A 26,153-nucleotide genomic window follows, 5' to 3' on the forward strand; every position below is an offset into this window, starting at 1 on the left:
ATCGCCGCGTTACTCTGTGATGTTGTTCACATGTTCCGTGTCGATGGAGGCGCATTATAGGGATCTCTTTTTATTGCACAACCCTTTTTTCGATCTTTTCTTCCGACTGATTAGTTTTCGCCCTTTTCGCTGCGATCCTGTCCAATTCGCCTTGTTTTAGATGCTTTACCTCCTTGCCATCGGTTAAGAAAGCAGCCACAGTCTATCTACGAAGAGAACTGTCTGAGGTATTTATGTCCGCAGTATTACGACCTTTCCAAGAAACTTATCCTGAAATAGGCCAGCGCGTGATGCTTGATCGTTCAAGTGTCGTCATTGGGGATGTACGTATTGCCGATGATGTGAGCATTTGGCCGTTAGTTGCTATTCGCGGTGATGTTAACTATGTAGCAATTGGTGCACGTAGCAATATTCAGGACGGTAGTGTGTTACATGTCACGCACAAGTCTTCTTATAACCCTGAAGGTAATCCGCTTGTTGTTGGTGAAGATGTGACGATTGGACATAAGGTCATGCTGCACGGCTGCACGATCGGCAACCGCGTACTTGTGGGTATGGGATCGATTTTGCTGGATGGTGTAGTAATAGAAGATGATGTAATGATCGGTGCAGGAAGTTTAGTGCCACAGAATAAGCGTCTTGAGAGCGGCTTCCTTTATCTGGGTAGCCCAGTGAAGCAGATCCGCCCTCTTACGGCTGGAGAATTGGAAGGCTTAAAATACTCAGCTAATAACTACGTTCGCTGGAAAGATGAGTACCTTGCTCAGGAAAGCCAGACGCAGCCTTGATTGTCATCTTCACCAGCAACAATCAACTCCTCAGCTTCGTCTTCCAGCTCCCAGCGGTTAAGACGAAAGAGCGCGAGCCAGGATTCTTTATTATCGCCACCATAACGGCTGGCGATAATTTCCCCGGTAATCGCACACGTAACCTGAAAACCATTTACTAATGCAGGGAAACAGATCGCCTGAAGTTGATCGTCCCATTGTTCACGGTCGGGAAATTGGATCGCCTGGTTCACTGCGCCATTTCCTGCTTTAGCTTCTCTATGACTGGGGCAATTTCAGGTAACACACCGTGCCACAAGAAAAAGGCATGTGCGGCTTGGCCCACCAGCATCCCTAAACCATCAGCATAGTTTTGAACACCGTGTTGTTTGCACCAGTGTAAGAAAGGGGTTTCGCCCTTTTGGTAGAACATGTCGTAGCAATGAACATTGTGCGAAAGCAGCGATGCTGGAATAGCAGGAATGTCACCGGCAATACCACTGGAAGTCGCATTAATAATGAGATCAAATTGATGTCCCTCCAGTTGAGATTGTTCTAATGACTGGATGCTGCCCATATGGTTAAACAGTTGTGCGAGTTCCTGGGCCCGTGAAAATGTGCGATTGGTGATCGTCACTGCGCAATCGAGTGAGAGCAGCGGCAGTAATACTCCCCTTGCAGCGCCACCAGCACCCAGCAGCAAAACACGTCGACCTGGTTTGATAAGCGATAAACGTTCGAGATCGGTCAACAAGCCAACCCCATCGGTGTTATCACCTAACAGACGACCATCTTCCAGACGTTTGAGTGTATTCACCGCTCCGGCTAACGCAGCACGTTCCGTCAGTTCATCCGCACAAGCGAATGCCTGCTCTTTGAAAGGAACCGTGATATTGATGCCTTTACCGCCCGCCTGAAAAAACTGCTCAAGTGTTTCAATAAAAGCATCAACCGGCGCTAACACGCGACCATATGGATGCTCTATTTGTAATTGCTCAGCAAACATCTTATGAATTTGCGGAGATTTGCTGTGCTGAATTGGATTACCAAAAACGGCGAAGGTTTCCATTATTTACCCCTGGCGGAAAAGCTCGCCGGTCAAAGCGTCACGGATTTCAGAAGGATTCTGTCTGCCACCGGTATCGCCACGCAGCACCGGGAAATCATCGCCAAATTGTAGCAAGACTTCATCGGCAGTACGACAAGGTGGCAGCCCGGACAGGTTGGCACTGGTAGACACCAAAGGTTTTCCATAAGCTAAACACAGCTCGCGAACCAATGGGTGGTCAGTCACCCTCACAGCTAAAGAATCAAATCGACCTGTTAGCCAGCGCGGTGTGGATGGCAGTGCAGGAAAAACAAAGGTTACAGGCCCCGGCCAGCAGGAAAATACGGCATCTCGCTGCATTTGAGTCAGGGTTACACTATCTATATAAGGAAGAAGCTGTTCGAAATTCGCAGCGATCAGAATCAAACCTTTGTCGACGGGGCGATGTTTTAGTTCAAGCAAACGCATAACGGCCACTTCGCTGTCGGGATCACAACCGACACCAAAGACAGCTTCGGTTGGATAAGCGATGACTTGTTGTTGTTTTAGGGCGGCAACGATCTCTACGAGTTGCTCTGATTGCAGGTTTGTCTTCACAAGCTTTTATTCCGCCGTTACCGGCTTTCCACATTGTTTATTGGCACAGAATTGCTTTAGCCCCTGCGCCGTTTTCTTTTCGATAAGTAAAGGATAGTGACATGCAGTGCATTCACCAGCCACCGGTTTGCTATTTATAACAAACTGGCATGTTGGATAGCAGTCGCACGACCAAAAGGTTTTGCCGAATCGAGAACGTCGCTGGACTAATTTCCCTTGCTGGCATTGAGGGCAGCTGATTGCTGTTTCATCTGGCTTGTCGATGACTTCCGAGTGTTCACACGTTGGATAATCACTGCAACCGATAAACATACCAAAACGCCCCTGCCGCAACACAAGGTTTTTCTGGCATAAAGGGCAAAGCTGACCTTCAAGCACTTTAACTACGTGGCCATCAGCCTGGTTTTTTAGCGGGCGCACATAATCGCATTCCGGATAATGGGAGCAGCCAAGAAAAGGGCCGTGTTTACCAGAACGAATGACTAACCCTGCCCCACATTGAGGGCAGGGTTCATTTTTAGGCACAGTGAACAGTGCTGATTTGGTCATAACATCTCATGCTGCGACTTTAATTTAGTGCAGCATACCTTCATTTACTTCGAAGAGTAATTCTTCCATTTGTTGGTAAGCGTTTTCGCAACCCGGAATGTTGAACAGCACCATCAGCACCACCCACTTTAAATCTTCCAGCTCGAACTCGGCGGTGTCTAATGCTAATACTCGTTCAATGACCATTTCACGGGTTTCGAGGTTCAGCACCTGAATCTGTTCAAGGAACAGTAAAAACCCCCGACAACTTGCATCAAGTCGCTGGCATTCATCTGCGGTATACATACGCATTGAAAGTGGGTCAGCGGCCAGTTGCATGGGTTCAGTCAGACCTTCCTGATAGTCCGCCAGTTTTTCAAGCCATACAAGAGCGTTATAAATGTCTTCATGATCAAAACCGGCGTCGGCGAGATCACGTGTCAATTTATCTTGATCAACTCGCATTTCCACTTCGTTGTGGATGTAGGTTTCAAATAAGTACATTAGTACGTCGAACATGGCATGCCCTCCTCAATCGGACATAGCCGCCGGGTACAGCTGCGATCCATCCTGCTAACTCCAGTTCGAGTAGCTGGGCTACCGTCTCTGGCACAGGTTGGCCGGCACGTTCAGCGACGACGTCAACAGGTGTAACCTCATCTCCTACGTTAGCCAACAGCTCAGGAAATGGCAATGTGCGATCCCCCTCATTGTGTGAATATATTAATGCTTTGTGAGGTGAAGGAAGCCATTGCAGTTCGTTTTCCAGGTGCTCGAGTATGTCCGAAGGATGGCTTACCAGTGTAGCGCCTTGCTTAATCAACCAGTGTGGCCCTTCACTGCCGGGGCTACCCACTGCGCCCGGTAACGCAAACAGTTCCCTGCCTTGCTCGAGTGCATAACGGGCCGTGACCAGCGATCCACTGCGCTCACTGGCTTCGACAACAAATACCGCACGACTCAGCCCACTGATGATGCGATTTCTGCGCGGAAAATTGCCCGGATAGGGAGAGGTCGTTAGGGGAAATTCAGAGATGATCGCCCCTCCTTCCGCAATTATCTGTTCGGCCAATTGCTTATGGCGCCTGGGGTAAATTCCAGCCAGCCCATTCCCCAAGACCGCGATGGTTTTCCCGTGAACGTTTATTGCCGCGCGGTGCGCCACAGCGTCGATACCCAGAGCCAAACCACTGGTTATCGTTAACCCGGCAGTAGCTAATGGTTCGCAAAACATCCGGCACCAACGCTCACCATATTGGGAAATATTGCGATTACCGACCACGGCGAGTTGGTTACTGGAAAGAAGCCGAATATCCCCCCTGACAAATAAGGCTGCAGGGTAGCAATCTATTGCACGCAACTGAGCGGGATAATAATCACTGTCGGCCGTGAGAAGATGATGATCAGGTCCTTCAAGCCAGTCCAATGACTCTTCCAGTTCTTTGTCACTAAATTCCAGAAAATGAGAAATCTGCTGGGTAGATAAGCCTGCACTCGTCAGAGAAACAACCGAACACTCAGGCTCCTTCAACAAGAAATGGGCAATTTTTAATAGCTTATCGCCACTCAGGCTTTGAACCGCCATCAGGCGTAGCCAAATCTCCATTGGTGACATAATTCCCTCCTGCCATAAGCTATAAATGCAATCCTTGCGATTGGTCACTGATGCTGTCAATCAGGCCGGGAAATGTCTAGAATAGAGGTAATAATCTTTCTATCAATTGAACACAGCTCTGGATATTTATGTCAGTTTTGCAGGTATTACATTTTCCGGACGAGCGCCTTCGCACTGTGGCGGCTCCGGTCAAAGAGGTGAATGCTGAAATTCAGCGGATTGTCGACGACATGTTCGAGACAATGTACGCCGAGGAAGGCATTGGCCTTGCAGCAACACAGGTGGATATCCATCAACGTATTATTGTGATTGATGTTTCTGAAAATCGCGATGAGCGCCTGGTTTTAATCAACCCTGAGCTTCTGGAAAAGAGTGGAGACACCGGTATCGAAGAAGGTTGTCTTTCTATTCCAGAACAACGGGCGCTGGTTCCTCGTGCGGAACGAGTCAAAATCCGCGCACTGGACCGTGAAGGTCAGCCGTACGAACTAGAAGCCGATGGCCTGCTGGCAATTTGTATTCAGCACGAAATGGACCATCTGGTTGGCAAACTGTTTGTCGATTACCTTTCACCGTTGAAACGTCAGCGTATTCGTCAGAAACTGGAAAAAATGGCTCGTCTGAATAAGAGCGCCTAATCCATCACAAAAGGGAATAATGTGTCTGATTCACTGCGTATTATTTTCGCCGGTACCCCTGACTTTGCAGCGCGTCATCTTGACGCGCTGTTGTCTTCTCAGCACCAGGTTGTTGGCGTGTTTACACAACCCGACAGGCCTGCTGGGCGTGGCAAAAAGCTGATGCCGAGCCCGGTAAAAGTACTGGCGACTGAAAAGAATATCCCCGTTTTTCAACCTGCCTCTTTGCGTCCGGCCGAAAATCAGGAACTGGTTTCCAGCTTGAACGCCGATGTCATGGTGGTTGTAGCTTACGGTCTGATTCTGCCAAAAGCGGTTCTGGATATGCCACGCCTGGGCTGTATTAATGTTCATGGTTCTCTGCTGCCACGCTGGCGTGGTGCGGCACCTATCCAGCGTTCGTTATGGGCTGGTGATGCCGAAACTGGCGTGACCATTATGCAAATGGACGTGGGCCTGGATACTGGCGATATGCTGGTGAAACTCTCCTGCCCAATTGAAGCCACTGATACCAGCGCAACGCTCTACGATAAGCTGGCAAATCTTGGGCCTCAAGGGTTACTGGAAACGTTAAACCAACTGGCTATAGGGCGTGCAACACCAGAAGTTCAGAGCGAGGAATTGGTCACGTACGCTGAGAAACTCAGCAAGGAAGAGGCGCGTATCGACTGGTCGCTATCTGCTGCACAACTCGAGCGTTGCATCCGCGCCTTTAACCCATGGCCAATGAGTTGGCTGGAAATTGACGGCCAACCCGTCAAAATCTGGCAAGCATCAGTAATCAATCAACTCACTGACGCAGCGCCAGGAACCATCATTGAAACCAATAAACAGGGTATTCAGGTGGCAACCGGCGACGGGATTTTAAATCTGCAATCCCTTCAACCAGCAGGAAAGAAAGCGATGACTGCTCAGGATCTCCTGAACTCTCGCAGCGAATGGTTTAAGCCAGGTGCACTTCTCGCCTGAGAAAAGAAATTCTTTGCGCCCAGGTCAATCACCTGGGCATTTTTGTTTTTAAGCGCCGAAAAACCAGAGCGTACGTATGAAAAAAACATTAAATCTTCGCAGTATGGCCGCACAAACGATTGAACAAGTTGTGGAACAAGGTCAATCGCTCAGCAATGTCCTGCCTGCTATGCAACAAAAAGTCTCTGATAAAGATAGAGCATTGCTTCAGGAGCTTTGCTTTGGCGTATTACGCACTCTGCCTCAGCTGGAATGGTTGATTGGTAAGTTGATGTCTCGCCCGATGACGGGCAAGCAACGCACCATCCACTATCTGATTATGGTAGGTTTTTATCAGCTGCTTTACACCCGCATTCCTGCTCATGCCGCTCTGGCAGAAACAGTTGAAGGCGCAGTTGCTATCAAGAAGCAATCACTTAAGGGTTTGATTAACGGCGTATTACGCCAGTTCCAGCGTCAACAAGAAGAGCTGATGGCAGAAGCGGCTAAACATGAAAGCCGTTTCTTACACCCAAGCTGGTTACTGCAACGTCTGAAAAAAGCCTATCCGGGCCAATGGCAATCTATTGTCGATGCCAATAATCAGCGCCCTCCGATGTGGCTGCGTGTTAATCGCCAACACCATACTCGTGAAGAATGGATGGCGTTATTAGCAGAAAAGGGGCTGGAAGGTCATGCTCATCCGCAATATCGCGATGCTGTGCGCCTGGAAACTCCTGCACCAGTTCATGCATTACCGGGTTTTGAAGACGGTTGGGTGACGGTTCAGGATGCCTCAGCGCAAGGTTGTGTTGATCTGCTGGATCCGCAAGATGGCGATGCGATCCTCGATTTGTGCGCAGCACCTGGCGGCAAAACCACCCACATTCTTGAAGCAGCGCCAAAAGCACGCGTGATGGCTGTCGACATTGATGAGCAACGTCTGAAGCGCGTGCATGAGAATTTACAACGCTTAGGTATGACGGCTGAGGTTAAATCCGGCGACGGACGTTACCCTGAGAAGTGGTGTGGCAATCAACAATTTGATCGCATCCTGCTTGATGCGCCATGTTCAGCAACCGGTGTCATCCGCCGCCACCCGGATATCAAATGGCTGCGTCGTGACCGAGACATTGCTGAATTAGCTTCTCTGCAAAAAGAGATTCTGGAAGCGATTTGGCCAAAACTGAAATCGGGTGGCACATTGGTTTACGCCACATGTTCTATCCTGCCGGAAGAAAACTACCAGCAAGTTGCTGCATTCCTGGCGCAGCATCCAGAGGCGAAACTGGTTGAAACGGGTACACCAGAAATGCCTGGGATCCAGAATCTCTCTTCTCCGGAAGATGGTGATGGCTTCTTTTACGCTAAGCTAATTAAAAGCTGATTCAGGTTTGCTGAGTCTTAGGTTTCATCTCAAATGAAGCTATAAAAAATGAAAATAATCATTCTCGGTGCGGGCCAGGTCGGCGGCACACTGGCAGAAAACCTGGTAGGTGAGAACAACGATATTACTGTTGTTGATACCAATCAGGATCGTCTGCGCAGCTTGCAAGATAAGTTCGATTTACGCGTTGTACAGGGGCATGGCTCGCATCCGCGCGTTTTGCGTGAAGCCGGCGCAGATGATGCCGATATGCTGGTCGCAGTAACCAGTTCAGACGAAACGAATATGATTGCCTGCCAGGTAGCCTATTCGCTTTTTAATACCCCAAACCGCATTGCACGTATCCGTGCACCTGATTATGTGCGGGATGCCGAACGTTTGTTTAATTCAGAAGCGGTTCCCATTGATCACTTGATCGCGCCTGAACAACTGGTCATCGACAATATTTATCGTCTGATTGAATACCCGGGCGCACTTCAGGTAGTGAATTTTGCCGAAGGGAAAGTCAGCCTTGCCGTGGTGAAAGCCTATTACGGTGGCCCGTTAGTCGGAAATGCACTATCCACTATGCGCGAACATATGCCGCATATCGAGACACGCGTTGCCGCGATTTTCCGTCATGACCGTCCGATTCGCCCGCAAGGTTCGACCATTGTTGAAGCCGGAGATGAAGTCTTCTTCATTGCCGCCTCTCAAAATATTCGGGCGGTAATGAGTGAGTTACAGCGCCTCGAAAAACCGTATAAACGAATTATGCTGGTAGGTGGCGGTAATATTGGTGCGGGTCTGGCACAGCGCCTTGAAAAAGATTACAGCGTTAAACTTATTGAGCGCGATCCGCAGCGTGCTGCCGAACTTGCTGAAATGCTGCAAAACACCATTGTTTTCTATGGTGATGCTTCTGATCAGGAGTTGTTGGCCGAAGAACATATCGAACAAGTTGATTTGTTTATCGCCGTCACCAATGATGATGAAGCTAATATTATGTCGGCTATGCTGGCCAAACGCATGGGAGCCAAGAAAGTGATGGTTCTGATCCAGCGTAAAGCCTATGTAGACCTGGTCCAGGGCAGCGTGATTGATATTGCTATTTCACCGCAGCAAGCCACCATTTCGGCATTATTAGGCCATGTCCGTAAAGCCGATATCGTTGGTGTTTCATCTCTGCGACGCGGTGTTGCTGAAGCAATTGAAGCTGTTGCTCATGGCGATGAAAGTACTTCGCGCGTCGTGGGCCGTTCAATTGATGAGATAAAACTCCCACCAGGAACGATTATTGGTGCGGTTGTTCGGGGGAATGACGTCATGATAGCGAATGACAATTTGCGTATAGAACAAGGCGACCACGTCATCATGTTCCTGACAGATAAGAAATTTGTCAGCGATGTAGAGCGCCTGTTCCAGCCAAGCCCATTCTTCCTGTAATACCCAAAGGGCAGATGTTCAGTCTGCCCTTTTATCTATCCTTACCAATAAACCACTATAAAATTAAGGCATTAGCGAAAAATTCTTATTTGCCCATGTAATGGCAATCGGGACATGATTTGTTAGACTTATTAACGTCAGCCAGTACAAGGAGAGAAAAATGAGCATGTTAAAAGAATTCCGCGAATTTGCGATGCGCGGAAATGTTGTTGATTTGGCAGTGGGTGTCATTATAGGTGCAGCATTCGGGAAAATCGTTTCTTCACTGGTTGCGGATATTATTATGCCGCCGCTTGGGTTGCTGATTGGGGGCGTTGATTTTAAACAATTCGCCTTAACGTTAAGACCTGCTGTCGGTGATATTCCAGCAGTCGTCATGCATTACGGTATCTTTATTCAGAATATCTTTGATTTTGTGATTGTTGCTTTCGCAATTTTCCTCGCGATTAAAGCAATTAACCAATTAAACCGTAAGAAAGTAGAAGAGCCAGCAGCTCCGGCAGCACCAAGCAAAGAAGAAGTCTTACTCAGCGAAATCCGTGACCTGCTTAAACAGCAGAATGAGCGAATCTGATAACGCGATTTAAAAGCGGAAGGCCAATGGTAAAAAAGCGATTTGCATTTTTGCCACTGGCCTCCCAGTTACCCCGTTTACCATGTTTTGCCGTGCGTTGATAACTCCCTTTCCCTTTCTTATTCTTTTCAACTCGTTGACGGAATAACGGGTCGTGTAATAAAGCCTCAATGGAATTATCTTTGATGATCCCTTTTTGGTGCTGATATTTGCTCATACAAACTCCAGATTGATGAAAATTACGGCGCAATTTTATGCCTGTATTTTGCCGATCGCAATTTATTCTTTTCGTTGGCTAGCTCCTTGCTCAAGCGCTTCAAGAATTGAACAATAGGCACTGCTATGGGCAGTTCCACAGCATGCATCATTTAATCGCTGCAACGATCGCTGCATGTGCTGAAGCTCTTTAATTTTAGACTCTACTTCCGTGAGTCTCGATTGCACGATGCTTTTTGATTCCTGACAGGTGTGATGTTCAGGATCGATTCGGATCGACAGCAGTTCACGGATAGTTTCCAGCGTAAAACCTAACTGCTTGGCATAACGGATAAACTTCAGACGCTGCAAATCGCTTTCGCTGTACAACCGAAAACCACCTTCAGTTCTGACTTCATGATCCATCATTTGCTGTTTTTCGTAATAACGAATGGTATCAGGTGTAACATTGGCCAGTTTGGCCAGCTCTCCAATACGAAACATGTTTATTCCTTCTCAATTTTTTGAAGCAATCTGTCAGCGTAATCACCGTGTAGAAAATCCGTATTCACTCCAGCTTGTTGAAGCTTTAGCTCAAGCAGCGTCAATTTCTTTCTTACAGCCTGATAATCTGGATGATCCTGATTTATAGACCTCAGTAATTCATTTAGCTCAATAGCATCTTTACGCTGTTGAAGTTCCGGGGGCAAACAGCCTGCATTTTTCAAAAGACGCCAGGCGGCGCGCAATTCTTCCGGAATAAATGAATCGTCATCAAGCACCAAAGGTGCACCTTCTCCAGGAAGGGAATCAAACTCACCTTTACGTTGTGCATCAAGAATATGGCGTTCCGCCCATTGATCGAGTAACAGCATAATGAATTCTACGCAAACAGGGGATAAGACAAAGATACGCTGGAATAGTACAGGAAGGGAAATTACAGATATAAAAAAACCGGGCAAGCCCGGTTTTTCCATGTTACTACAGATTACTCTGCAGCAGCTTCTGTTTGAGACTCGGCGCGATCAACAAGCTCGATGTAAGCCATCGGAGCATTGTCACCTGCACGGAAGCCACACTTAAGAATGCGAGTGTAACCACCAGTACGGGCTGCGAAACGCGGACCCAGTTCATTAAACAGTTTTGCCACGATCTCGTTATCACGAGTACGGGCGAATGCCAGACGACGATTAGCAACGCTATCAGTCTTGGCAAGAGTAATCAGCGGCTCAACTACGCGACGCAGCTCTTTCGCTTTAGGCAGAGTCGTCTTGATGATCTCATGACGAACCAGTGAACCTGCCATATTGCGGAACATAGCCTGGCGATGGCTGCTGTTGCGGTTCAGTTGACGACCACTCTTACGATGGCGCATGACCTTATCCTTCTCAGTAAAACCTTAACCTGTGATCCGGTTACTCGTCAGCGATGCTTGCCGGTGGCCAGTTTTCCAGGCGCATGCCCAGAGACAAACCACGGGAAGCCAGCACGTCTTTAATCTCGGTAAGAGATTTTTTACCCAAGTTAGGCGTTTTGAGCAGCTCAACTTCGGTACGCTGTACCAGATCACCGATATAGTGGATAGCTTCTGCCTTAAGGCAGTTAGCAGAGCGGACAGTCAATTCCAGATCGTCAACAGGGCGCAGCAGGATCGGATCGAACTCTGGTTTCTCTTCTTTAACTTCTGGCTGACGTACATCACGTAAGTCAACGAAAGCTTCAAGTTGTTCAGCCAGAATGGTTGCCGCACGACGAATCGCCTCTTCAGGATCGATTGTGCCGTTGGTTTCCATTTCGATGACCAGCTTATCCAGGTCGGTACGCTGTTCTACACGCGCCGCTTCAACATTGTAGGCAATTCGCTCTACAGGGCTGTAGCAGGCGTCGACCAGCAGACGGCCGATTGGACGCTCATCTTCTTCCGAATGAATTCGGGCAGAGGCCGGCACGTAACCGCGACCGCGCTGAACTTTGATACGCATACTAATAGATGCGTTCTCATCGGTCAGGTGGCAGATCACATGCTGCGGCTTGACGATTTCGACATCACCATCATGGGTGATATCGGCTGCAGTCACAGGGCCAATGCCAGACTTATTCAGAGTAAGAATAACATCATCTTTACCTTGAACTCTCACCGCCAGCCCTTTCAGGTTGAGCAGGATTTCCAGGATATCCTCCTGAACGCCTTCTTTGGTGCTGTACTCGTGTAGTACACCATCAATCTCAACCTCTGTCACCGCGCAACCCGGCATCGATGAGAGCAGAATACGGCGCAGTGCATTACCAAGAGTATGGCCAAAGCCACGCTCTAAAGGCTCAAGGGTCACCTTGGCGTGCGTCGAACTCACTTGCTCGATATCTACCAGGCGCGGTTTTAGAAACTCTGTCACAGAACCCTGCATTGTGTCCTCTCTTTGGTACTAAGCTTTACTTGGAGTAAAGCTCGACGATCAGGTGTTCGTTAATGTCCGCAGACAGATCAGTACGCTCAGGCTTACGCTTGAACACACCTTCCATCTTAGCAGCATCAACTTCCAGCCAGGTTGGCTTTTCACGCTGTTCAGCCAGCTCCAGAGCGGCCTTCACGCGAGATTGCTTTTTGGCTTTCTCACGGATGCTAACTACGTCATTCGGAGTTACCTGATAAGAAGCGATGTTAACAACGCGACCATTTACCATTACTGCTTTGTGGCTAACGAGCTGACGTGATTCTGCACGTGTAGCGCCGAAGCCCATACGGTAAACAACGTTGTCCAAACGACCTTCAAGCAGAACCAACAGGTTTTCACCGGTGTTGCCTTTCAGACGTGCCGCTTCTTTATAGTAGTTACGGAACTGACGCTCCAGAACACCGAACATGCGGCGAACTTTTTGCTTTTCACGCAACTGCACACCATAGTCAGACAGACGCGGTTTACGCGCACCGTGCTGGCCAGGAGCTTGTTCAATTTTACACTTGGTATCGATCGCGCGAACACCAGACTTCAGGAACAGGTCTGTGCCCTCGCGACGGCTCAGCTTGAGCTTAGGACCCAAATATCTTGCCATTTTCTTTCTCCAACATTCCTAAAAACGAGCGTTATACGCGACGTTTTTTCGGCGGACGACAACCGTTGTGAGGGATCGGAGTCACATCAGTAATATTAGTGATGCGGAAACCAGCGGCGTTCAGAGCACGAATAGTAGATTCGCGGCCTGGACCCGGTCCCTTAACCATAACTTCAAGGTTCTTGATACCGTATTCTTTCACAGCTTCTGCGCAACGCTCTGCTGCAACCTGAGCTGCGAACGGAGTGGACTTGCGAGAGCCACGGAAACCGGAACCACCGGCAGTTGCCCAACCCAATGCATTACCCTGACGATCAGTAATAGTAACGATTGTGTTGTTGAAAGAAGCATGGACATGAGCCACGCCGTCAGAGACTTGTTTTCTTACACGCTTACGTGCACGAACTGGTGCCTTTGCCATTATTCAATCACCCCGATTATTTCTTGATCGGTTTGCGCGGACCCTTACGGGTACGTGCGTTGGTCTTCGTACGCTGACCGCGTACTGGCAGACCACGACGATGACGCAAACCGCGATAGCAACCAAGGTCCATCAGACGCTTGATGCTCATACTCACTTCACGGCGTAGATCACCTTCAACGACAAATTTGGCAACTTCGTCACGCAGCGTGTCGATTTGTTCTTCAGACAGCTCTCTGATCTTAACATCTTCAGCGATACCCGCCGCAGCACAAATGGCCTTTGAACGAGTCTTGCCTACACCGTAGATCGAAGTTAAAGCGATCACGGTATGTTTTTGATCAGGAATGTTAATGCCTGCTATACGGGCCACTATGCACTCCTACTATTTAGATTATGCGTCCCATACCGAAAAGCCCGTTTTCAGGATACTCAAATGGAAACGCATAGACATACAAAAGATTGGCTGGCTAATCTAGCCAGCTCAACCCAACTTTGCAAGAAAAATATACGAGATAATCAGCCTTGACGCTGTTTATGCTTCGGTTCGGCGCTGCAAATCACGCGAATAACACCGTCACGCTTAACGATTTTGCAGTTACGACATAATTTCTTGACGGAAGCACGAACTTTCATTTTTACTCTCCGTAACTTCTCAAGCGACTATTAACGGCCGTAGCCTTTCAGATTCGCTTTCTTCAATGCAGACTCGTACTGACTAGACATCATCAGAGTTTGCACTTGAGCCATAAAGTCCATGATAACCACGACAACAATGAGCAGTGAGGTTCCACCGAAGTAGAAAGGCACTTTCATTGCGTCACGCATGAACTCCGGGATTAGGCAGATAAAGGTAATATACAACGCACCAACCAAGGTCAGGCGGGTCATCACTTTATCAATATACTTCGCCGTTTGTTCTCCCGGACGAATTCCTGGTACAAATGCACCGGACTTCTTCAGGTTATCTGCTGTTTCACGTGGGTTGAAAACCAACGCCGTATAGAAGAAACAGAAGAAGATGATTGCAGACGCATAGAGTAACACATAAAGCGGTTGCCCAGGCTGCAAATACAGCGAAATTGTAGTCAGCCAGTTCCAACCGGTACCGCCCCCGAACCACGATGCAATCGTTGCTGGGAACAGAATAATACTGGAAGCAAAAATTGCTGGAATAACACCAGCCATATTTACTTTCAGCGGTAAATGCGTGCTCTGCGCAGCATAGACACGACGACCTTGTTGACGTTTTGCGTAGTTTACCACAATGCGGCGTTGACCACGTTCAACAAAAACAACGAAGAAGGTCACTGCGAATACTAGTACTGCAACCAACAGCAACAGGAGGAAGTGCAGGTCGCCTTGCCTTGCTTGTTCGATAGTATGGCCAACGGCCGGCGGCAAACCCGCAACAATACCAGCGAAGATTATGATTGAGATACCGTTACCGATACCACGCTCAGTAATCTGTTCGCCCAGCCACATCAGGAACATAGTCCCGGTGACAAGACTCACAACAGCGGTGAAATAGAATGCAAAGCCTGGATTTAACACCAGGCCCTGCATACCAGGCATATTCGGCAAACCGGTAGCAATACCGATTGACTGGAATATTGCCAGCACCAGAGTACCGTAACGGGTGTACTGGCTGATCTTACGACGACCAGACTCCCCTTCTTTCTTCAACTCTGCTAACGCTGGATGAACCACCGTTAATAGCTGGATAATAATCGATGCCGAAATATACGGCATGATACCCAATGCAAAGATAGAAGCACGGCTGAGAGCACCACCAGAGAACATGTTAAACATTTCAATGATAGTGCCTCGCTGTTGCTCAAGCAGTTTGGCAAGTACAGCGGCATCAATACCAGGGATCGGAATAAAAGAGCCAATACGGAACACAATCAGCGCACCGATAACAAACATCAGTCTGCGTTTCAGCTCGCCAAGCCCGCCTTTAGCACTTTGAAAATCTAATCCCGGTTGCTTTGCCATCTGCTACTTATTCCTCGATTTTACCGCCAGCAGCTTCGATAGCAGCACGAGCGCCTTTAGTTACACGCAGACCGCGAACAGTTACCGGACGAGAAACCTCGCCAGACAGAATCACTTTCGCGAATTCGATCTGAATACCGATAATGTTGGCCGCTTTCAACGTGTTCAGGTCAACTACGTCGCCTTCAACTTTCGCCAGATCAGAGAGACGAATCTCACCAGTGATCATTGCTTTGCGAGAGGTGAAACCGAATTTCGGCAGACGACGGTACAACGGCATCTGACCACCTTCGAACCCACGACGTACGCCACCGCCAGAACGTGAGTTCTGACCTTTGTGACCACGACCGCCGGTTTTGCCGAGACCAGAACCGATACCACGACCCAGACGCTTGGAAGCGTGCTTAGACCCTTCGGCCGGAGACAGAGTATTTAAACGCATCTCTTACTCCTCAACTTTAACCATGTAGGAAATCGCGTTGACCATACCACGTACAGCAGGAGTATCTTCACGCTCTACAGTATGGTTAATACGACGCAGACCCAGGCCAAGCAGCGTTGCCTTGTGTTTCGGCAAACGACCGATCGAGCTGCGGGTTTGTGTAATTTTAATAGTCTTTGCCATGGTCAATTACCCCAGAATTTCTTCAACGGATTTACCACGCTTGGCAGCGACCATTTCCGGAGACTTCATATTCGCCAGGCCATCAATAGTTGCACGAACCACGTTAATCGGGTTAGTAGAACCATATGCTTTAGCCAAAACGTTATGAACTCCAGCGACTTCCAGAACGGCGCGCATTGCACCACCGGCAATAATACCGGTACCCTGAGAAGCCGGCTGCATGAACACACGAGATCCTGTGTGCACACCTTTAACAGGGTGCTGCAGGGTGCCGTGGTTCAGCGCGACGTTAATCATGTTGCGACGGGCTTTTTCCATCGCTTTCTGGATAGCTGCTGGAACTTCACGCGCTTTTCCGTAACCAAAACCAATGCGACCGTTACCATCGCCAACCACTGTCAGAGCAGTGAAGGAGAAAATACGACCACCTTTTACGGTTTTAGATACGCGATTTACCGCGATCAGCTTTTCCTGCAGTTCGCCAGCTTGTTTTTCGATGTGAGCCATCTTACACCTCTACCTTAGAACTGAAGGCCAGCATCACGGGCAGCATCTGCCAGTGCCTGGACACGACCATGATATTGGAAACCAGCACGGTCAAAGGATACTTTCGTAATGCCTTTTTCCAGTGCGCGCTCTGCAACAGCTTTACCCACAGCTGTAGCGGCGTCTTTATTTCCAGTGTACTTCAGTTGCTCAGCGATAGCTTTCTCTACAGTAGATGCAGCTACCAGGACTTCTGAACCGTTTGGTGCGATAACCTGTGCATAAATATGACGAGGCGTGCGGTGAATCACCAGACGAGTCGCACCCAGTTCTTTGAGCTTGTGACGTGCGCGGGTCGCACGACGGATACGAGCAGATTTCTTATCCATAGTGTTACCTTACTTCTTCTTAGCCTCTTTGGTACGCACGACTTCGTCGGCGTAACGAACACCCTTGCCTTTATAAGGCTCAGGACGACGGTAGGCGCGAAGATCAGCAGCCACTTGTCCAATCATCTGCTTATCAGCGCCTTTCAGCACGATTTCAGTTTGAGTTGGACATTCAGCAGTGATTCCCGCTGGCAGAGCATGTTCAACAGGATGAGAGAAGCCCAGGGCCAAACTCACCGCATTGCCTTTAACTGCTGCGCGATAACCTACACCAACCAGCTGCAGCTTCTTAGTGAAGCCTTCGGTAACACCGATAACCATTGCATTTAACAGCGCACGAGTGGTACCCGCTTGGGCCCACGCGTTAGCAAAACCTTCGCGCGGAGCGAAAGTCAGTGCATTATCAGCGTGTTTAACTTCAACAGCATCGTTGATTGTACGAGTCAGCTCGCCGTTCTTACCTTTGATCGAAATAACCTGACCGTTGAGTTTTACCTCTACGCCAGCAGGAATAACGACCGGTGCTTTAGCAACACGAGACATTTTATTCCTCCAATTAGGCTACGTAGCAGATAATTTCGCCACCAAGACCAGCTTGGCGCGCTGCACGATCAGTCATAACACCTTTAGAGGTAGAAACGACAGCAATACCCATACCGGCCATAACTTTAGGTAGCTCATCTTTTTTCTTATAGATGCGCAGACCTGGGCGGCTGACTCGCTGAATGCTCTCTACCACAGCCTTGCCCTGGAAATACTTAAGAGTCAGTTCCAGTTCAGGCTTGATGTCGCCTTCGATTTTAAAATCTTCAATATAGCCTTCTTCTTTCAGCACGTTGGCAATTGCCAATTTCAGCTTGGAGGAAGGCATGGTGACCGCAACTTTATTCGCGGCTTGACCGTTACGGATACGGGTCAGCATATCCGCGATCGGATCTTGCATGCTCATCTGTCTTTACTCCCGTGATTCAATTGGATATTACCAGCTAGCCTTCTTCAAGCCAGGTACTTCACCGCGCATAGCGGCTTCACGAAGCTTGATACGGCTCAACCCGAATTTGCCCACATAACCATGCGGACGACCAGTTTGGCGGCAGCGGTTACGCTGACGGGACGGGCTGGAATCACGCGGCAGAGACTGCAGCTTAAGAACAGCATCCCAACGTTCTTCGTCGGATGAGTTCACACCAGAGATGATAGCTTTCAATTCCTCGCGTTTAGCGCGGTATTTGTCGGCCAGTTTCACGCGAACGACTTCGCGTGCTTTCATCGATTGCTTAGCCATTAGTAACCCTACCTTACTTACGGAATGGGAAGTTAAAGGCAGCCAGCAGAGCACGGCCTTCATCATCAGATTTCGCAGTAGTGGTAATGGTAATATCCAAACCACGAACGCGATCGACTTTGTCATAGTCGATTTCTGGGAAGATGATCTGCTCACGGACACCCATGCTGTAGTTACCACGGCCATCGAATGACTTAGCGGACAAGCCACGGAAGTCACGGATACGTGGTACAGCAATGGTGATCAGGCGCTCAAAGAACTCCCACATGCGTTCGCCACGCAGAGTTACTTTACAGCCGATCGGATAGCCCTGACGGATTTTGAAGCCTGCAACTGATTTGCGTGCTTTGGTGATCAACGGTTTTTGACCGGAGATTGCTGTCAGATCCGCTGCTGCGTTATCCAGCAGTTTCTTGTCAGCGATCGCTTCACCAACACCCATGTTCAGGGTGATCTTCTCGACCCGAGGGACTTGCATGACAGAATTGTAGTTAAACTCAGTCATGAGTTTTTTAACTACTTCGTCTTTGTAGTAATCATGCAGTTTCGCCATCGTACTACTCCAAATTACTTGATAGTTTCGCTGTTAGATTTGAAGAAACGGACTTTTTTGCCCTCTTCGAATCTAAAGCCTACACGGTCAGCCTTGCCGGTTGCTGCATTGTAGAGAGCAACGTTAGAAACTTGAATTGCAGCTTCTTTTTCAACGATGCCACCTGGTTGGTTCAGGGCCGGAACCGGCTTCTGATGTTTCTTAACCAGGTTAATACCTTCAACAATGAGCTTGCCGGAAGACAAGACATTCTTAACTTTACCGCGCTTACCTTTATCTTTACCGGTTAACACGATAACTTCGTCATCACGACGGATTTTAGCTGCCATGATTCGCTCCTTAGAGTACTTCTGGTGCCAGAGAGATAATTTTCATGAACTTCTCATTACGCAGTTCACGAGTTACCGGCCCAAAAATACGCGTGCCGATTGGCTGCTCGCTGTTATTATTTAAAATAACGCATGCATTACCATCGAAGCGAATGACAGAACCGTCCGGGCGACGAACGCCCTTCCTGGTGCGCACCACTACCGCTTTCAGGACATCGCCTTTCTTCACCTTACCACGCGGAATTGCTTCCTTGATGGTAATTTTGATGATGTCGCCGACGCCTGCGTAGCGACGGTGCGAGCCACCCAGAACCTTGATACACATTACGCGACGCGCGCCGGAGTTGTCGGCCACGGTCAGCATAGTCTGTTCTTGGATCATTTCAGTGCTCCGCTAATGTCAACTACTACTTCGGGACCCATAATTAGGTCATTAAAAAGCCCCATAAACGAGGGCGCGGCATTATAACACCGGTTCCTGGATATGGGTAGAAAAAATAAACGGCTCATTTTCTGAGCCGTTTATCGTTAGTGAAAGCTCACTGTATTACAGAACCGCTTTCACTACAACGCGAACAAGTGTCCAGGACTTAGTCTTGGACAGTGGACGGCATTCGCGGATTTCAACCACGTCACCAGTACCACATTCATTGTTCTCGTCATGTACGTGCAGTTTGGTCGTACGTTTGATGAATTTACCGTAAATCGGGTGTTTCACCACACGTTCGATAGCAACAACAATGGATTTCTCCATTTTATCACTAACAACGCGACCTTGCAGAGTACGGATTTTATCGGTCATTACGCACCCGCCTTCTGAGTCAATAAAGTCTTAACACGAGCAACATCACGACGCACTTGCTTCAGCAGGTGAGTCTGTTGCAGCTGGCCACTTGCCGCTTGCATGCGCAGGTTGAACTGCTCACGCAGCAGATTCAGCAGCTCGGTGTTCAGCTCTTCAACACTCTTTTCACGCAGCTCTTTTGCTTTCATTACATCACCGTCTTAGTTACAAAGGTGGTTTTAATCGGCAGTTTCGCTGCTGCCAGCTTGAATGCTTCACGGGCCAGCTCTTCTGGTACGCCGTCCATTTCATACAGGACTTTGCCAGGCTGAATCAGGGCAACCCAATACTCTACGTTGCCTTTACCTTTACCCATACGCACTTCAAGCGGCTTTTCGGTGATCGGTTTGTCCGGGAATACACGGATCCAGATCTTACCCTGACGCTTAACTGCACGGGTCATTGCACGACGTGCTGCTTCGATCTGACGTGCAGTCAGACGACCACGGCCAACAGCTTTCAGACCGAAAGTGCCGAAGCTAACATCCGTACCAGCAGCCAGACCACGGTTGCGGCCTTTGTGCACTTTACGGAATTTTGTACGCTTTGGTTGTAACACAGCGACTCTCCTTACTTACGGCCTTTACGCTGCTGCTTTTTAGGTTGAGCAGCCGGTTTTTCCGGTTGTTCAACAGCAGCCATCCCACCCAGGATCTCACCTTTGAAGATCCACACTTTAACGCCGATTACACCATAAGTGGTGTGCGCTTCAGAGGTGTTGTAGTCAATGTCAGCACGCAGTGTGTGCAATGGCACGCGACCTTCACGATACCATTCGGTACGTGCGATCTCGGCACCGCCCAGACGGCCACTAACTTCAACTTTGATACCTTTAGCGCCCAGACGCATGGCATTCTGTACAGCACGCTTCATAGCACGACGGAACATAACGCGACGTTCCAGCTGTGAAGTGATGCTGTCAGCAACCAATTTTGCGTCCAGTTCAGGCTTACGAACTTCGGCGATATTGATCTGTGCAGGAACGCCAGCGATATCCGCTACGACCTTGCGCAGTTTTTCTACGTCTTCGCCTTTCTTACCGATTACGATGCCAGGGCGAGCAGTGTGAATAGTCACACGGATGCTCTTAGCTGGACGCTCGATAACGATACGAGATACAGACGCCTTCGCCAGTTCCTTAGTCAGGTACTGACGAACTTTAAAATCGCTGTCCAGGTTGTCAGCGAATTCTTTGGTGTTCGCAAACCAAGTAGAGTTCCATGGTTTTACAATACCTAGGCGAATACCATTAGGATGTACTTTCTGACCCATTGCTAGTCTCCAGAGTCTCAGCGATCGGACACAACCACAGTAATGTGGCTGGTGCGCTTCAGGATGCGATCTGCACGACCTTTTGCACGCGGCATAATGCGCTTCATGCTTGGGCCTGCGTCGACGAAGATTTTCGCGACTTTCAGATCGTCAATGTCAGCGCCATCGTTGTGTTCAGCGTTAGCAATGGCAGATTCCAGAACTTTCTTGACCAATACAGCCGCTTTCTTGTTGGTGAAGGTCAAAATTTCCAGTGCCTGCGACACTTTCTTACCGCGAATAAGGTCAGCAACAAGGCGAACCTTTTGAGCAGAAGAACGAGCGTGGCGATGTTGAGCTAAAGTTTCCATCTCTTCCTCCTACTTATTTCTTCTTGGCTTTTTTATCAGCAGCGTGACCGCGATAAGTACGTGTCGGTGCAAATTCACCCAGTTTGTGACCGACCATTTCGTCGGAAACAAATACCGGAACATGCTGACGACCATTATGGACAGCGATGGTCAAACCGATCATGTTAGGAAAGATCGTTGAACGACGGGACCAAGTGCGCAGGGGCTTCTTGTCACCGCTTTCCACCGCTTTCTCTACCTTCTTCAGCAAGTGCAGGTCAATAAAAGGACCTTTCTTGAGAGAACGTGGCATGGCTTATCCTCTAAAATTATTTGCTACGGCGACGTACGATGAATTTATCAGTACGCTTGTTGCTGCGGGTCTTCTTACCTTTGGTCTGTACGCCCCACGGAGTTACCGGGTGCTTACCAAAGTTACGACCTTCACCACCACCGTGTGGGTGGTCGACTGGGTTCATCGCAGTACCGCGAACGGTAGGACGAACACCACGCCAGCGAGCAGCACCTGCTTTACCCAGAACGCGGAGCATATGCTCAGAGTTGCCGACTTCGCCCATGGTTGCACGGCAGTCAGCTTCGACTTTACGCATTTCACCAGAACGCAGACGCAGGGTAACGTAAGCACCATCACGTGCAACGATCTGCACATAGGTACCAGCAGAACGTGCAAGCTGACCGCCTTTACCTGGTTTCATTTCTACGTTATGAACGGTAGAACCAACCGGGATATTGCGCATCGGCAGGGTGTTACCTGCTTTGATTGCAGCATCAACGCCAGATTGAATCTGGTCGCCAGCTTTCAGGCCTTTAGGGGCCAGGATGTAACGGCGTTCGCCATCTTTGTACAGAACCAGTGCGATGTTCGCAGAGCGGTTCGGATCGTACTCAAGACGTTCAACAACTGCTGGGATACCGTCTTTGTTGCGTTTAAAGTCAACAATACGATAAGCCTGCTTGTGACCACCACCGATATGACGGGTAGTGATACGACCATTGTTGTTACGGCCACCGGATTTGCTGTTTTTTTCAACCAGCGGAGCAAATGGTTTGCCCTTATGCAGCTCAGGGTTGACCACTTTAACTACGTGGCGACGACCCGGAGATGTCGGTTTACATTTAACAACTGCCATTGTTTTTCTCCTCCGACTTACTCAGCGCCGCCAACGAAGTCCAGATTCTGGCCTTCCTTCAGGGTGACGTAAGCTTTTTTCCAGTCGCTACGACGACCGATACGCTGTCCATGACGCTTAGTTTTACCTTTAACTACCAAGGTATTAACGCCTTTAACTTCAACTTCGAACAGTTTCTCAACAGCAGCAACGATCTCTGCTTTGGTCGCGTCTTTTGCAACTTTGAGAACGATGGTATTTGTTTTTTCCATCGCCATAGATGCTTTTTCAGATACGTGCGGCGCGCGCAGTACTTTCAGCAGACGTTCTTCACGGATCATGCCAGCATCTCCTCAACTTGCTTAACTGCATCAGCAGTCATAACGACTTTGTCGAAGGCGATCAGGCTAACTGGATCGATTGTTGCTGCGTCGCGCACGTCAACCTTATGCAGGTTACGCGCAGCCAGGAACAGATTCTCATCCAGTTCGCCAGTTACGATCAGCACATCTTCCAGGGCCATGTCTTTCAGTTTCTGAGCAAGCAGCTTAGTTTTAGGCGCTTCAACAGAGAACTGTTCGACAACGATCAGACGATCCTGACGTACCAGTTCGGACAGAATGCTTTTCAGCGCTCCGCGGTACATCTTTTTGTTAACTTTTTGACTGTGGTCCTGCGGGCGTGCAGCGAAGGTTACGCCACCGGAACGCCAGATCGGGCTCTTGATAGAACCTGAACGCGCACGGCCGGTACCTTTCTGGCGCCACGGCTTTTTACCGGAACCAGTTACTTCGGCACGGGTCTTCTGAGCACGAGTACCTTGACGAGCACCAGCTGCATAAGCAACTACAACCTGGTGTACCAGCGCTTCGTTAAAATCACGACCGAAGGTAGTTTCGGAAACAGTCAGCGCGCTTTGCGCGTCTTTCAATACTAATTCCATTGCTATCTCCTCACGCCTTCACAGCTGGTTTAACAATAAGGTCGCTACCGGTTGCACCCGGAACTGCACCCTTAACCAGCAGCAGGTTGCGCTCAGCGTCAACGCGTACTACATCCAGGCTCTGAACAGTTACACGTTCGTTGCCCAGTTGGCCTGCCATTTTCTTGCCTTTGAACACTTTGCCCGGAGTCTGGTTCTGACCGATAGAACCCGGAACGCGGTGAGACAAGGAGTTACCGTGAGTAGCGTCCTGGGTACGGAAGTTCCAGCGCTTAACGGTACCTGCGAAACCTTTACCTTTAGAGGTGCCAGTTACGTCAACTTTTTTAACTTCAGCAAACAGCTCAACGCTAACGTCTTGACCTACAGTGAACTCTTCGCCTTCTGCAAGACGGAATTCCCAAAGGCCACGGCCAGCTTCTACGCCAGCTTTAGCGAAGTGACCAGCTTCCGGCTTAGTTACACGGCTAGCTTTTTTAGCGCCAGTGGTAACTTGAACAGCACGGTAGCCATCGTTAGCCAGGTCTTTGACCTGAGTAACACGGTTTGCTTCTACTTCGATCACGGTTACTGGGATAGAAACGCCGTCTTCTGTGAAGATACGGGTCATACCCAATTTTTTACCGACTAAACCAATCATTGTTTCAACCTCTCAATCGTCAATGACCTGATTAACCCAGGCTGATCTGCACGTCAACACCAGCAGCCAGATCCAGACGCATCAGAGCATCAACGGTTTTCTCAGTTGGCTCAACGATGTCAACCAGACGCTTATGAGTGCGGATTTCGTACTGATCACGCGCGTCTTTGTTGACGTGCGGAGAGATCAGAACGGTAAAGCGCTCTTTGCGGGTCGGCAGCGGGATCGGACCACGTACTTGCGCACCAGTGCGCTTAGCAGTCTCGACGATTTCCGCAGTTGATTGATCGATCAGACGATGATCAAACGCTTTAAGGCGGATACGGATTCTTTGGCTCTGCATGAGACCATAGCTCCAATTATTTTATAGACGAAAAAAATCACTACTCACACCCATTACGATTGATGGGGGAGTGTAATCGTTCATACATAGTTCCCCTATTGGGAACATTGTCGACAGCAGCTTCACTGTCAGGTTCATATCGAACCGCCATCAATTAAGACAGGCCCGCGCATTATACGTAAATATGCACCTTTCGCAAGCCATGGATGCGAATTAAACAATCTTTTGTTTAAGAGTGCGGCTCATCCCCAGTAAAGAGAGTAAGAGGTTTTGCTTGTGAGATTTAGCCAGGAACAAAACGCGCAATACCAACACTTCCATTTTGATTCTTGAAACTCAGTCAGTTAGCTTTCAACAAACTTAGCAGAGAGTCACGTACGCAATGCACACATCCCCTTTAGCTTTGCTTTTTATATGTCTGTATATCGGACTTTTACTTCGATTATCCTGGATAGATTATCAATGCATGCAGTTGCCAGACAACCTTAACTATCCCCTGCTTTGGTCTGGCCTGCTCTATCAAATCTGTTTATCACCACCGCAGTTAGCTGATGCTGTGCTGGGAGCAATGGCAGGGTATTTGTGTTTATGGGCACTCTATTGGATTTACTATTTTTGGCGAAAGAATGAAGGTATCGGCTACGGGGACATGAAGCTTTTGGCTGCACTCGGTGCATGGCATGGCTGGCAGAGTCTGGGGTGGATCATGCTTGCTGCAGCCACGGCGGGACTGTTATCTGTACTGTTCGCAAAACTGTTGTTGAGCAAACGTATTTCACTGACTACCACTCCGCTACCCTTCGGACCAAACCTGGCGATAGCGGGTGGCTCCATAGGTTGGATCTACTCTTCCTTCCCACAGCTTAGAGAACTCAATTTCCTTCTTTGATTTGCGACTGAATATAATTCTGCAAACCAATTTTAGAGATGAGGTCCAATTCTGTTTCAAGCCAATCAATATGGTGCTCTTCTTCAGCAAGGATTTGGATCAGCATATCCCGACTGACGTAGTCATGAATGGTATCCGCATAAGCAATGGCCTCACGCAAATCTTTAGCGCCATCCATTTCGAGCTTGAGATCGGACTGAAGCATTTCTTCGACATCCTCACCAATATGGAGTTTGCCTAAGTCTTGCAGGTTAGGAATCCCTTCGAGGAATAAAATACGTTCGATGTACTTATCGGCGTGTTTCATTTCATCAATGGATTCGTGGTACTCAACTTCATTAAGGCGCATCAGGCCCCAGTTTTTGAACATTCTCGCATGGAGAAAATACTGATTGATCGCGACAAGCTCGTTTCCCAACAATTTATTGAGATAATTTATTATCTTAGTATCACCTTTCATTTTTTACTCCCTCCGCTTCCACTACATGAAGCGTAGATGTAGCACGGAGTAAGTCAAAAAAAAGTGACTGTCTTAGGCAATCTCTTTAAATTCTGGGATCTGTAGTAACTCTTCTTGCATGATTTCTCGTGCTGCGCGAATGCATTTGCCACATTGGTTTCCCACTGGCACAAACTTGCGAAGCTGCTGGAAAGATTGTGGATGAAACTGGCGTACAGCCTGCCGAATTTTTTTATCACTTACACCATTACACAAACAAACGTACATAAGCACTCCCGTTCAAATTACGCGCAAAGTGTAAATGAGAATAGTTATGATTACAATAGCACACGCACGTTTGGTTCAGTGTCTAAGCGGTAAAAATTGCAAAAAAAAAGAGCGCCTGAGCGCTCTTTTTCATACAAAGGTATCAGCGATTAAGCGATAACTTTAGCAACAACACCA

At 48.7% G+C, this 26,153-nt stretch carries 46 protein-coding genes; 7 read left to right on the top strand and 39 right to left on the bottom strand.

Annotated elements, in window-relative coordinates; genetic code table 11:
• The first annotated feature begins 233 nt into the window (after positions 1-233).
• On the top strand, positions 234-788 hold the full coding sequence (locus M975_RS16890; protein WP_064561093.1) for a gamma carbonic anhydrase family protein: 555 nt from the start codon (positions 234-236) through the stop codon (positions 786-788).
• On the opposite strand, the gene M975_RS16895 is transcribed toward M975_RS16890, so the two are convergent.
• From M975_RS16895 to dprA, 6 genes are read right to left on the bottom strand one after another with little or no spacing between them, the layout of a single operon-like run.
• Positions 764-1,021, bottom strand: coding sequence for a DUF1488 family protein (locus tag M975_RS16895; RefSeq protein WP_064561095.1), 258 nt, complete (start codon positions 1,019-1,021; stop codon positions 764-766). The two genes, M975_RS16890 and M975_RS16895, sit on opposite strands and share 25 nt — an antisense overlap.
• The gene (gene aroE, locus M975_RS16900; RefSeq protein WP_064561097.1) at positions 1,018-1,836 is read right to left on the bottom strand and encodes a shikimate dehydrogenase; all 819 of its coding nucleotides are present in this window, start codon (positions 1,834-1,836) and stop codon (positions 1,018-1,020) included. The genes M975_RS16895 and aroE overlap by 4 nt, the downstream gene beginning before the upstream one ends.
• 3 nt (positions 1,837-1,839) lie before the next feature.
• A complete protein-coding gene (gene tsaC / locus M975_RS16905; protein WP_064561098.1) occupies positions 1,840-2,412 on the bottom strand; it encodes an L-threonylcarbamoyladenylate synthase type 1 TsaC in 573 nt (190 codons plus the stop codon).
• Between the two features lie 6 nt (positions 2,413-2,418).
• Positions 2,419-2,961: a DNA topoisomerase family protein gene (locus tag M975_RS16910; RefSeq protein WP_064561099.1), complete on the bottom strand. Its 543-nt coding sequence runs from the start codon at positions 2,959-2,961 to the stop codon at positions 2,419-2,421.
• A 24-nt stretch (positions 2,962-2,985) separates the two neighbouring features.
• Positions 2,986-3,459: a DUF494 family protein Smg gene (gene smg / locus M975_RS16915; protein ID WP_064561100.1), complete on the bottom strand. Its 474-nt coding sequence runs from the start codon at positions 3,457-3,459 to the stop codon at positions 2,986-2,988.
• Positions 3,431-4,555, bottom strand: a complete 1,125-nt coding sequence (dprA, locus tag M975_RS16920; RefSeq protein WP_064561101.1) for a DNA-protecting protein DprA — start codon at positions 4,553-4,555, stop codon at positions 3,431-3,433. The genes smg and dprA overlap by 29 nt, the downstream gene beginning before the upstream one ends.
• A 128-nt stretch (positions 4,556-4,683) precedes the next feature.
• Between dprA and def the strand changes: the two genes are divergently transcribed.
• The 5 genes from def (at position 4,684) to mscL (ending at position 9,527) form a co-directional block, all read left to right on the top strand.
• On the top strand, positions 4,684-5,193 hold the full coding sequence (gene def / locus M975_RS16925) for a peptide deformylase (protein ID WP_064561102.1): 510 nt from the start codon (positions 4,684-4,686) through the stop codon (positions 5,191-5,193).
• Between the two features lie 21 nt (positions 5,194-5,214).
• Positions 5,215-6,162 (top strand): methionyl-tRNA formyltransferase, encoded by a 948-nt coding sequence (gene fmt / locus M975_RS16930; RefSeq protein ID WP_064561103.1) that lies wholly within the window; start codon positions 5,215-5,217, stop codon positions 6,160-6,162.
• Positions 6,163-6,238: 76 nt separating this feature from the next.
• The gene (gene rsmB, locus M975_RS16935; protein ID WP_064561104.1) at positions 6,239-7,528 is read left to right on the top strand and encodes a 16S rRNA (cytosine(967)-C(5))-methyltransferase RsmB; all 1,290 of its coding nucleotides are present in this window, start codon (positions 6,239-6,241) and stop codon (positions 7,526-7,528) included.
• Positions 7,529-7,576: 48 nt separating this feature from the next.
• Complete coding sequence (trkA, locus tag M975_RS16940) at positions 7,577-8,953, top strand: Trk system potassium transporter TrkA (protein WP_064561105.1); 1,377 nt, start codon at positions 7,577-7,579, stop codon at positions 8,951-8,953.
• 160 nt (positions 8,954-9,113) lie between these two features.
• Positions 9,114-9,527 (top strand): large-conductance mechanosensitive channel protein MscL, encoded by a 414-nt coding sequence (gene mscL / locus M975_RS16945; protein ID WP_064561106.1) that lies wholly within the window; start codon positions 9,114-9,116, stop codon positions 9,525-9,527.
• Here the strand turns inward: mscL and M975_RS16950 are convergent.
• The 31 genes from M975_RS16950 to rpsJ all read right to left on the bottom strand — a co-directional run bounded on the left by M975_RS16950 (position 9,502) and on the right by rpsJ (position 24,360).
• Complete coding sequence (locus tag M975_RS16950) at positions 9,502-9,744, bottom strand: alternative ribosome-rescue factor A (RefSeq protein WP_064561107.1); 243 nt, start codon at positions 9,742-9,744, stop codon at positions 9,502-9,504. The genes mscL and M975_RS16950 overlap by 26 nt on opposite strands.
• A gap of 62 nt (positions 9,745-9,806) precedes the next feature.
• Positions 9,807-10,226 (bottom strand): Zn(2+)-responsive transcriptional regulator, encoded by a 420-nt coding sequence (zntR, locus tag M975_RS16955; RefSeq protein WP_064561108.1) that lies wholly within the window; start codon positions 10,224-10,226, stop codon positions 9,807-9,809.
• A 2-nt stretch (positions 10,227-10,228) separates the two neighbouring features.
• Positions 10,229-10,597: a DnaJ family domain-containing protein gene (locus M975_RS16960; RefSeq protein WP_064561114.1), complete on the bottom strand. Its 369-nt coding sequence runs from the start codon at positions 10,595-10,597 to the stop codon at positions 10,229-10,231.
• Between the two features lie 113 nt (positions 10,598-10,710).
• Positions 10,711-11,097, bottom strand: a complete 387-nt coding sequence (gene rplQ / locus M975_RS16965) for a 50S ribosomal protein L17 (protein WP_034461760.1) — start codon at positions 11,095-11,097, stop codon at positions 10,711-10,713.
• A gap of 40 nt (positions 11,098-11,137) precedes the next feature.
• Positions 11,138-12,127, bottom strand: coding sequence for a DNA-directed RNA polymerase subunit alpha (locus M975_RS16970; protein WP_034461761.1), 990 nt, complete (start codon positions 12,125-12,127; stop codon positions 11,138-11,140).
• Positions 12,128-12,152: 25 nt separating this feature from the next.
• Complete coding sequence (rpsD, locus tag M975_RS16975) at positions 12,153-12,773, bottom strand: 30S ribosomal protein S4 (RefSeq protein WP_064514247.1); 621 nt, start codon at positions 12,771-12,773, stop codon at positions 12,153-12,155.
• A gap of 31 nt (positions 12,774-12,804) precedes the next feature.
• A complete protein-coding gene (rpsK, locus tag M975_RS16980; protein WP_004138423.1) occupies positions 12,805-13,194 on the bottom strand; it encodes a 30S ribosomal protein S11 in 390 nt (129 codons plus the stop codon).
• Positions 13,195-13,210: 16 nt separating this feature from the next.
• Complete coding sequence (gene rpsM, locus M975_RS16985) at positions 13,211-13,567, bottom strand: 30S ribosomal protein S13 (RefSeq protein WP_034461763.1); 357 nt, start codon at positions 13,565-13,567, stop codon at positions 13,211-13,213.
• A 146-nt stretch (positions 13,568-13,713) separates the two neighbouring features.
• Positions 13,714-13,830, bottom strand: a complete 117-nt coding sequence (rpmJ, locus tag M975_RS16990; protein ID WP_000868187.1) for a 50S ribosomal protein L36 — start codon at positions 13,828-13,830, stop codon at positions 13,714-13,716.
• A gap of 30 nt (positions 13,831-13,860) precedes the next feature.
• A complete protein-coding gene (gene secY, locus M975_RS16995) occupies positions 13,861-15,192 on the bottom strand; it encodes a preprotein translocase subunit SecY (RefSeq protein ID WP_034499015.1) in 1,332 nt (443 codons plus the stop codon).
• A gap of 7 nt (positions 15,193-15,199) precedes the next feature.
• Positions 15,200-15,634 carry a 50S ribosomal protein L15 gene (rplO, locus tag M975_RS17000; RefSeq protein ID WP_034461765.1) on the bottom strand — a complete coding sequence of 145 codons (435 nt, stop codon included), beginning with the start codon at positions 15,632-15,634 and terminating at the stop codon, positions 15,200-15,202.
• Positions 15,635-15,637: 3 nt separating this feature from the next.
• Positions 15,638-15,817 (bottom strand): 50S ribosomal protein L30, encoded by a 180-nt coding sequence (rpmD, locus tag M975_RS17005; protein ID WP_004160569.1) that lies wholly within the window; start codon positions 15,815-15,817, stop codon positions 15,638-15,640.
• A 6-nt stretch (positions 15,818-15,823) separates the two neighbouring features.
• Positions 15,824-16,324 carry a 30S ribosomal protein S5 gene (rpsE, locus tag M975_RS17010; protein ID WP_034461766.1) on the bottom strand — a complete coding sequence of 167 codons (501 nt, stop codon included), beginning with the start codon at positions 16,322-16,324 and terminating at the stop codon, positions 15,824-15,826.
• A 14-nt stretch (positions 16,325-16,338) separates the two neighbouring features.
• Complete coding sequence (gene rplR, locus M975_RS17015; RefSeq protein WP_034461768.1) at positions 16,339-16,692, bottom strand: 50S ribosomal protein L18; 354 nt, start codon at positions 16,690-16,692, stop codon at positions 16,339-16,341.
• 9 nt (positions 16,693-16,701) lie between these two features.
• Positions 16,702-17,235 carry a 50S ribosomal protein L6 gene (rplF, locus tag M975_RS17020; protein ID WP_034461769.1) on the bottom strand — a complete coding sequence of 178 codons (534 nt, stop codon included), beginning with the start codon at positions 17,233-17,235 and terminating at the stop codon, positions 16,702-16,704.
• 13 nt (positions 17,236-17,248) lie between these two features.
• A complete protein-coding gene (rpsH, locus tag M975_RS17025; RefSeq protein ID WP_034461770.1) occupies positions 17,249-17,641 on the bottom strand; it encodes a 30S ribosomal protein S8 in 393 nt (130 codons plus the stop codon).
• A gap of 30 nt (positions 17,642-17,671) precedes the next feature.
• Positions 17,672-17,977 (bottom strand): 30S ribosomal protein S14, encoded by a 306-nt coding sequence (rpsN, locus tag M975_RS17030; protein WP_034461771.1) that lies wholly within the window; start codon positions 17,975-17,977, stop codon positions 17,672-17,674.
• Between the two features lie 13 nt (positions 17,978-17,990).
• Positions 17,991-18,530 (bottom strand): 50S ribosomal protein L5, encoded by a 540-nt coding sequence (rplE, locus tag M975_RS17035; RefSeq protein ID WP_064561109.1) that lies wholly within the window; start codon positions 18,528-18,530, stop codon positions 17,991-17,993.
• Between the two features lie 14 nt (positions 18,531-18,544).
• A complete protein-coding gene (gene rplX, locus M975_RS17040; RefSeq protein WP_064561110.1) occupies positions 18,545-18,859 on the bottom strand; it encodes a 50S ribosomal protein L24 in 315 nt (104 codons plus the stop codon).
• Positions 18,860-18,869: 10 nt separating this feature from the next.
• Positions 18,870-19,241: a 50S ribosomal protein L14 gene (rplN, locus tag M975_RS17045; RefSeq protein ID WP_002438705.1), complete on the bottom strand. Its 372-nt coding sequence runs from the start codon at positions 19,239-19,241 to the stop codon at positions 18,870-18,872.
• 165 nt (positions 19,242-19,406) lie between these two features.
• Positions 19,407-19,661: a 30S ribosomal protein S17 gene (rpsQ, locus tag M975_RS17050; protein WP_064561111.1), complete on the bottom strand. Its 255-nt coding sequence runs from the start codon at positions 19,659-19,661 to the stop codon at positions 19,407-19,409.
• Positions 19,661-19,852, bottom strand: a complete 192-nt coding sequence (gene rpmC / locus M975_RS17055; protein WP_008457158.1) for a 50S ribosomal protein L29 — start codon at positions 19,850-19,852, stop codon at positions 19,661-19,663. Before rpmC ends, rpsQ begins: the two co-directional genes overlap by 1 nt.
• Entirely contained in the window at positions 19,852-20,262 is a 411-nt protein-coding gene (gene rplP, locus M975_RS17060; protein WP_008927134.1) for a 50S ribosomal protein L16, read from the bottom strand. Before rplP ends, rpmC begins: the two co-directional genes overlap by 1 nt.
• Positions 20,263-20,273: 11 nt before the next feature.
• Positions 20,274-20,975, bottom strand: coding sequence for a 30S ribosomal protein S3 (gene rpsC, locus M975_RS17065; protein WP_000529945.1), 702 nt, complete (start codon positions 20,973-20,975; stop codon positions 20,274-20,276).
• Between the two features lie 17 nt (positions 20,976-20,992).
• Positions 20,993-21,325 carry a 50S ribosomal protein L22 gene (rplV, locus tag M975_RS17070; protein ID WP_034461779.1) on the bottom strand — a complete coding sequence of 111 codons (333 nt, stop codon included), beginning with the start codon at positions 21,323-21,325 and terminating at the stop codon, positions 20,993-20,995.
• A gap of 13 nt (positions 21,326-21,338) precedes the next feature.
• Positions 21,339-21,617 carry a 30S ribosomal protein S19 gene (rpsS, locus tag M975_RS17075; protein WP_001138115.1) on the bottom strand — a complete coding sequence of 93 codons (279 nt, stop codon included), beginning with the start codon at positions 21,615-21,617 and terminating at the stop codon, positions 21,339-21,341.
• A gap of 16 nt (positions 21,618-21,633) precedes the next feature.
• A complete protein-coding gene (rplB, locus tag M975_RS17080) occupies positions 21,634-22,455 on the bottom strand; it encodes a 50S ribosomal protein L2 (protein WP_034461780.1) in 822 nt (273 codons plus the stop codon).
• Positions 22,456-22,472: 17 nt separating this feature from the next.
• Entirely contained in the window at positions 22,473-22,775 is a 303-nt protein-coding gene (gene rplW, locus M975_RS17085; protein WP_034499029.1) for a 50S ribosomal protein L23, read from the bottom strand.
• Positions 22,772-23,377 (bottom strand): 50S ribosomal protein L4, encoded by a 606-nt coding sequence (gene rplD, locus M975_RS17090; protein WP_034461782.1) that lies wholly within the window; start codon positions 23,375-23,377, stop codon positions 22,772-22,774. Before rplD ends, rplW begins: the two co-directional genes overlap by 4 nt.
• A 10-nt stretch (positions 23,378-23,387) precedes the next feature.
• Positions 23,388-24,017 carry a 50S ribosomal protein L3 gene (gene rplC / locus M975_RS17095; protein WP_064514251.1) on the bottom strand — a complete coding sequence of 210 codons (630 nt, stop codon included), beginning with the start codon at positions 24,015-24,017 and terminating at the stop codon, positions 23,388-23,390.
• Between the two features lie 31 nt (positions 24,018-24,048).
• Entirely contained in the window at positions 24,049-24,360 is a 312-nt protein-coding gene (gene rpsJ, locus M975_RS17100) for a 30S ribosomal protein S10 (protein WP_034461784.1), read from the bottom strand.
• A 382-nt stretch (positions 24,361-24,742) separates the two neighbouring features.
• Between rpsJ and M975_RS17105 the strand changes: the two genes are divergently transcribed.
• The gene (locus tag M975_RS17105; RefSeq protein WP_064561112.1) at positions 24,743-25,249 is read left to right on the top strand and encodes a prepilin peptidase; all 507 of its coding nucleotides are present in this window, start codon (positions 24,743-24,745) and stop codon (positions 25,247-25,249) included.
• Here M975_RS17105 and bfr read toward each other — a convergent pair.
• Together bfr and bfd are read right to left on the bottom strand one after the other, a co-directional pair.
• Positions 25,233-25,709, bottom strand: coding sequence for a bacterioferritin (gene bfr / locus M975_RS17110; RefSeq protein WP_064561113.1), 477 nt, complete (start codon positions 25,707-25,709; stop codon positions 25,233-25,235). The genes M975_RS17105 and bfr overlap by 17 nt on opposite strands.
• 72 nt (positions 25,710-25,781) lie before the next feature.
• On the bottom strand, positions 25,782-25,976 hold the full coding sequence (gene bfd / locus M975_RS17115; protein WP_034461786.1) for a bacterioferritin-associated ferredoxin: 195 nt from the start codon (positions 25,974-25,976) through the stop codon (positions 25,782-25,784).
• Between the last annotated feature and the right edge of the window lie 177 nt (positions 25,977-26,153).

Source organism: Buttiauxella brennerae ATCC 51605 (genome assembly GCF_001654925.1).
GTDB classification, from domain to species: Bacteria; Pseudomonadota; Gammaproteobacteria; order Enterobacterales; family Enterobacteriaceae; genus Buttiauxella; species Buttiauxella brennerae.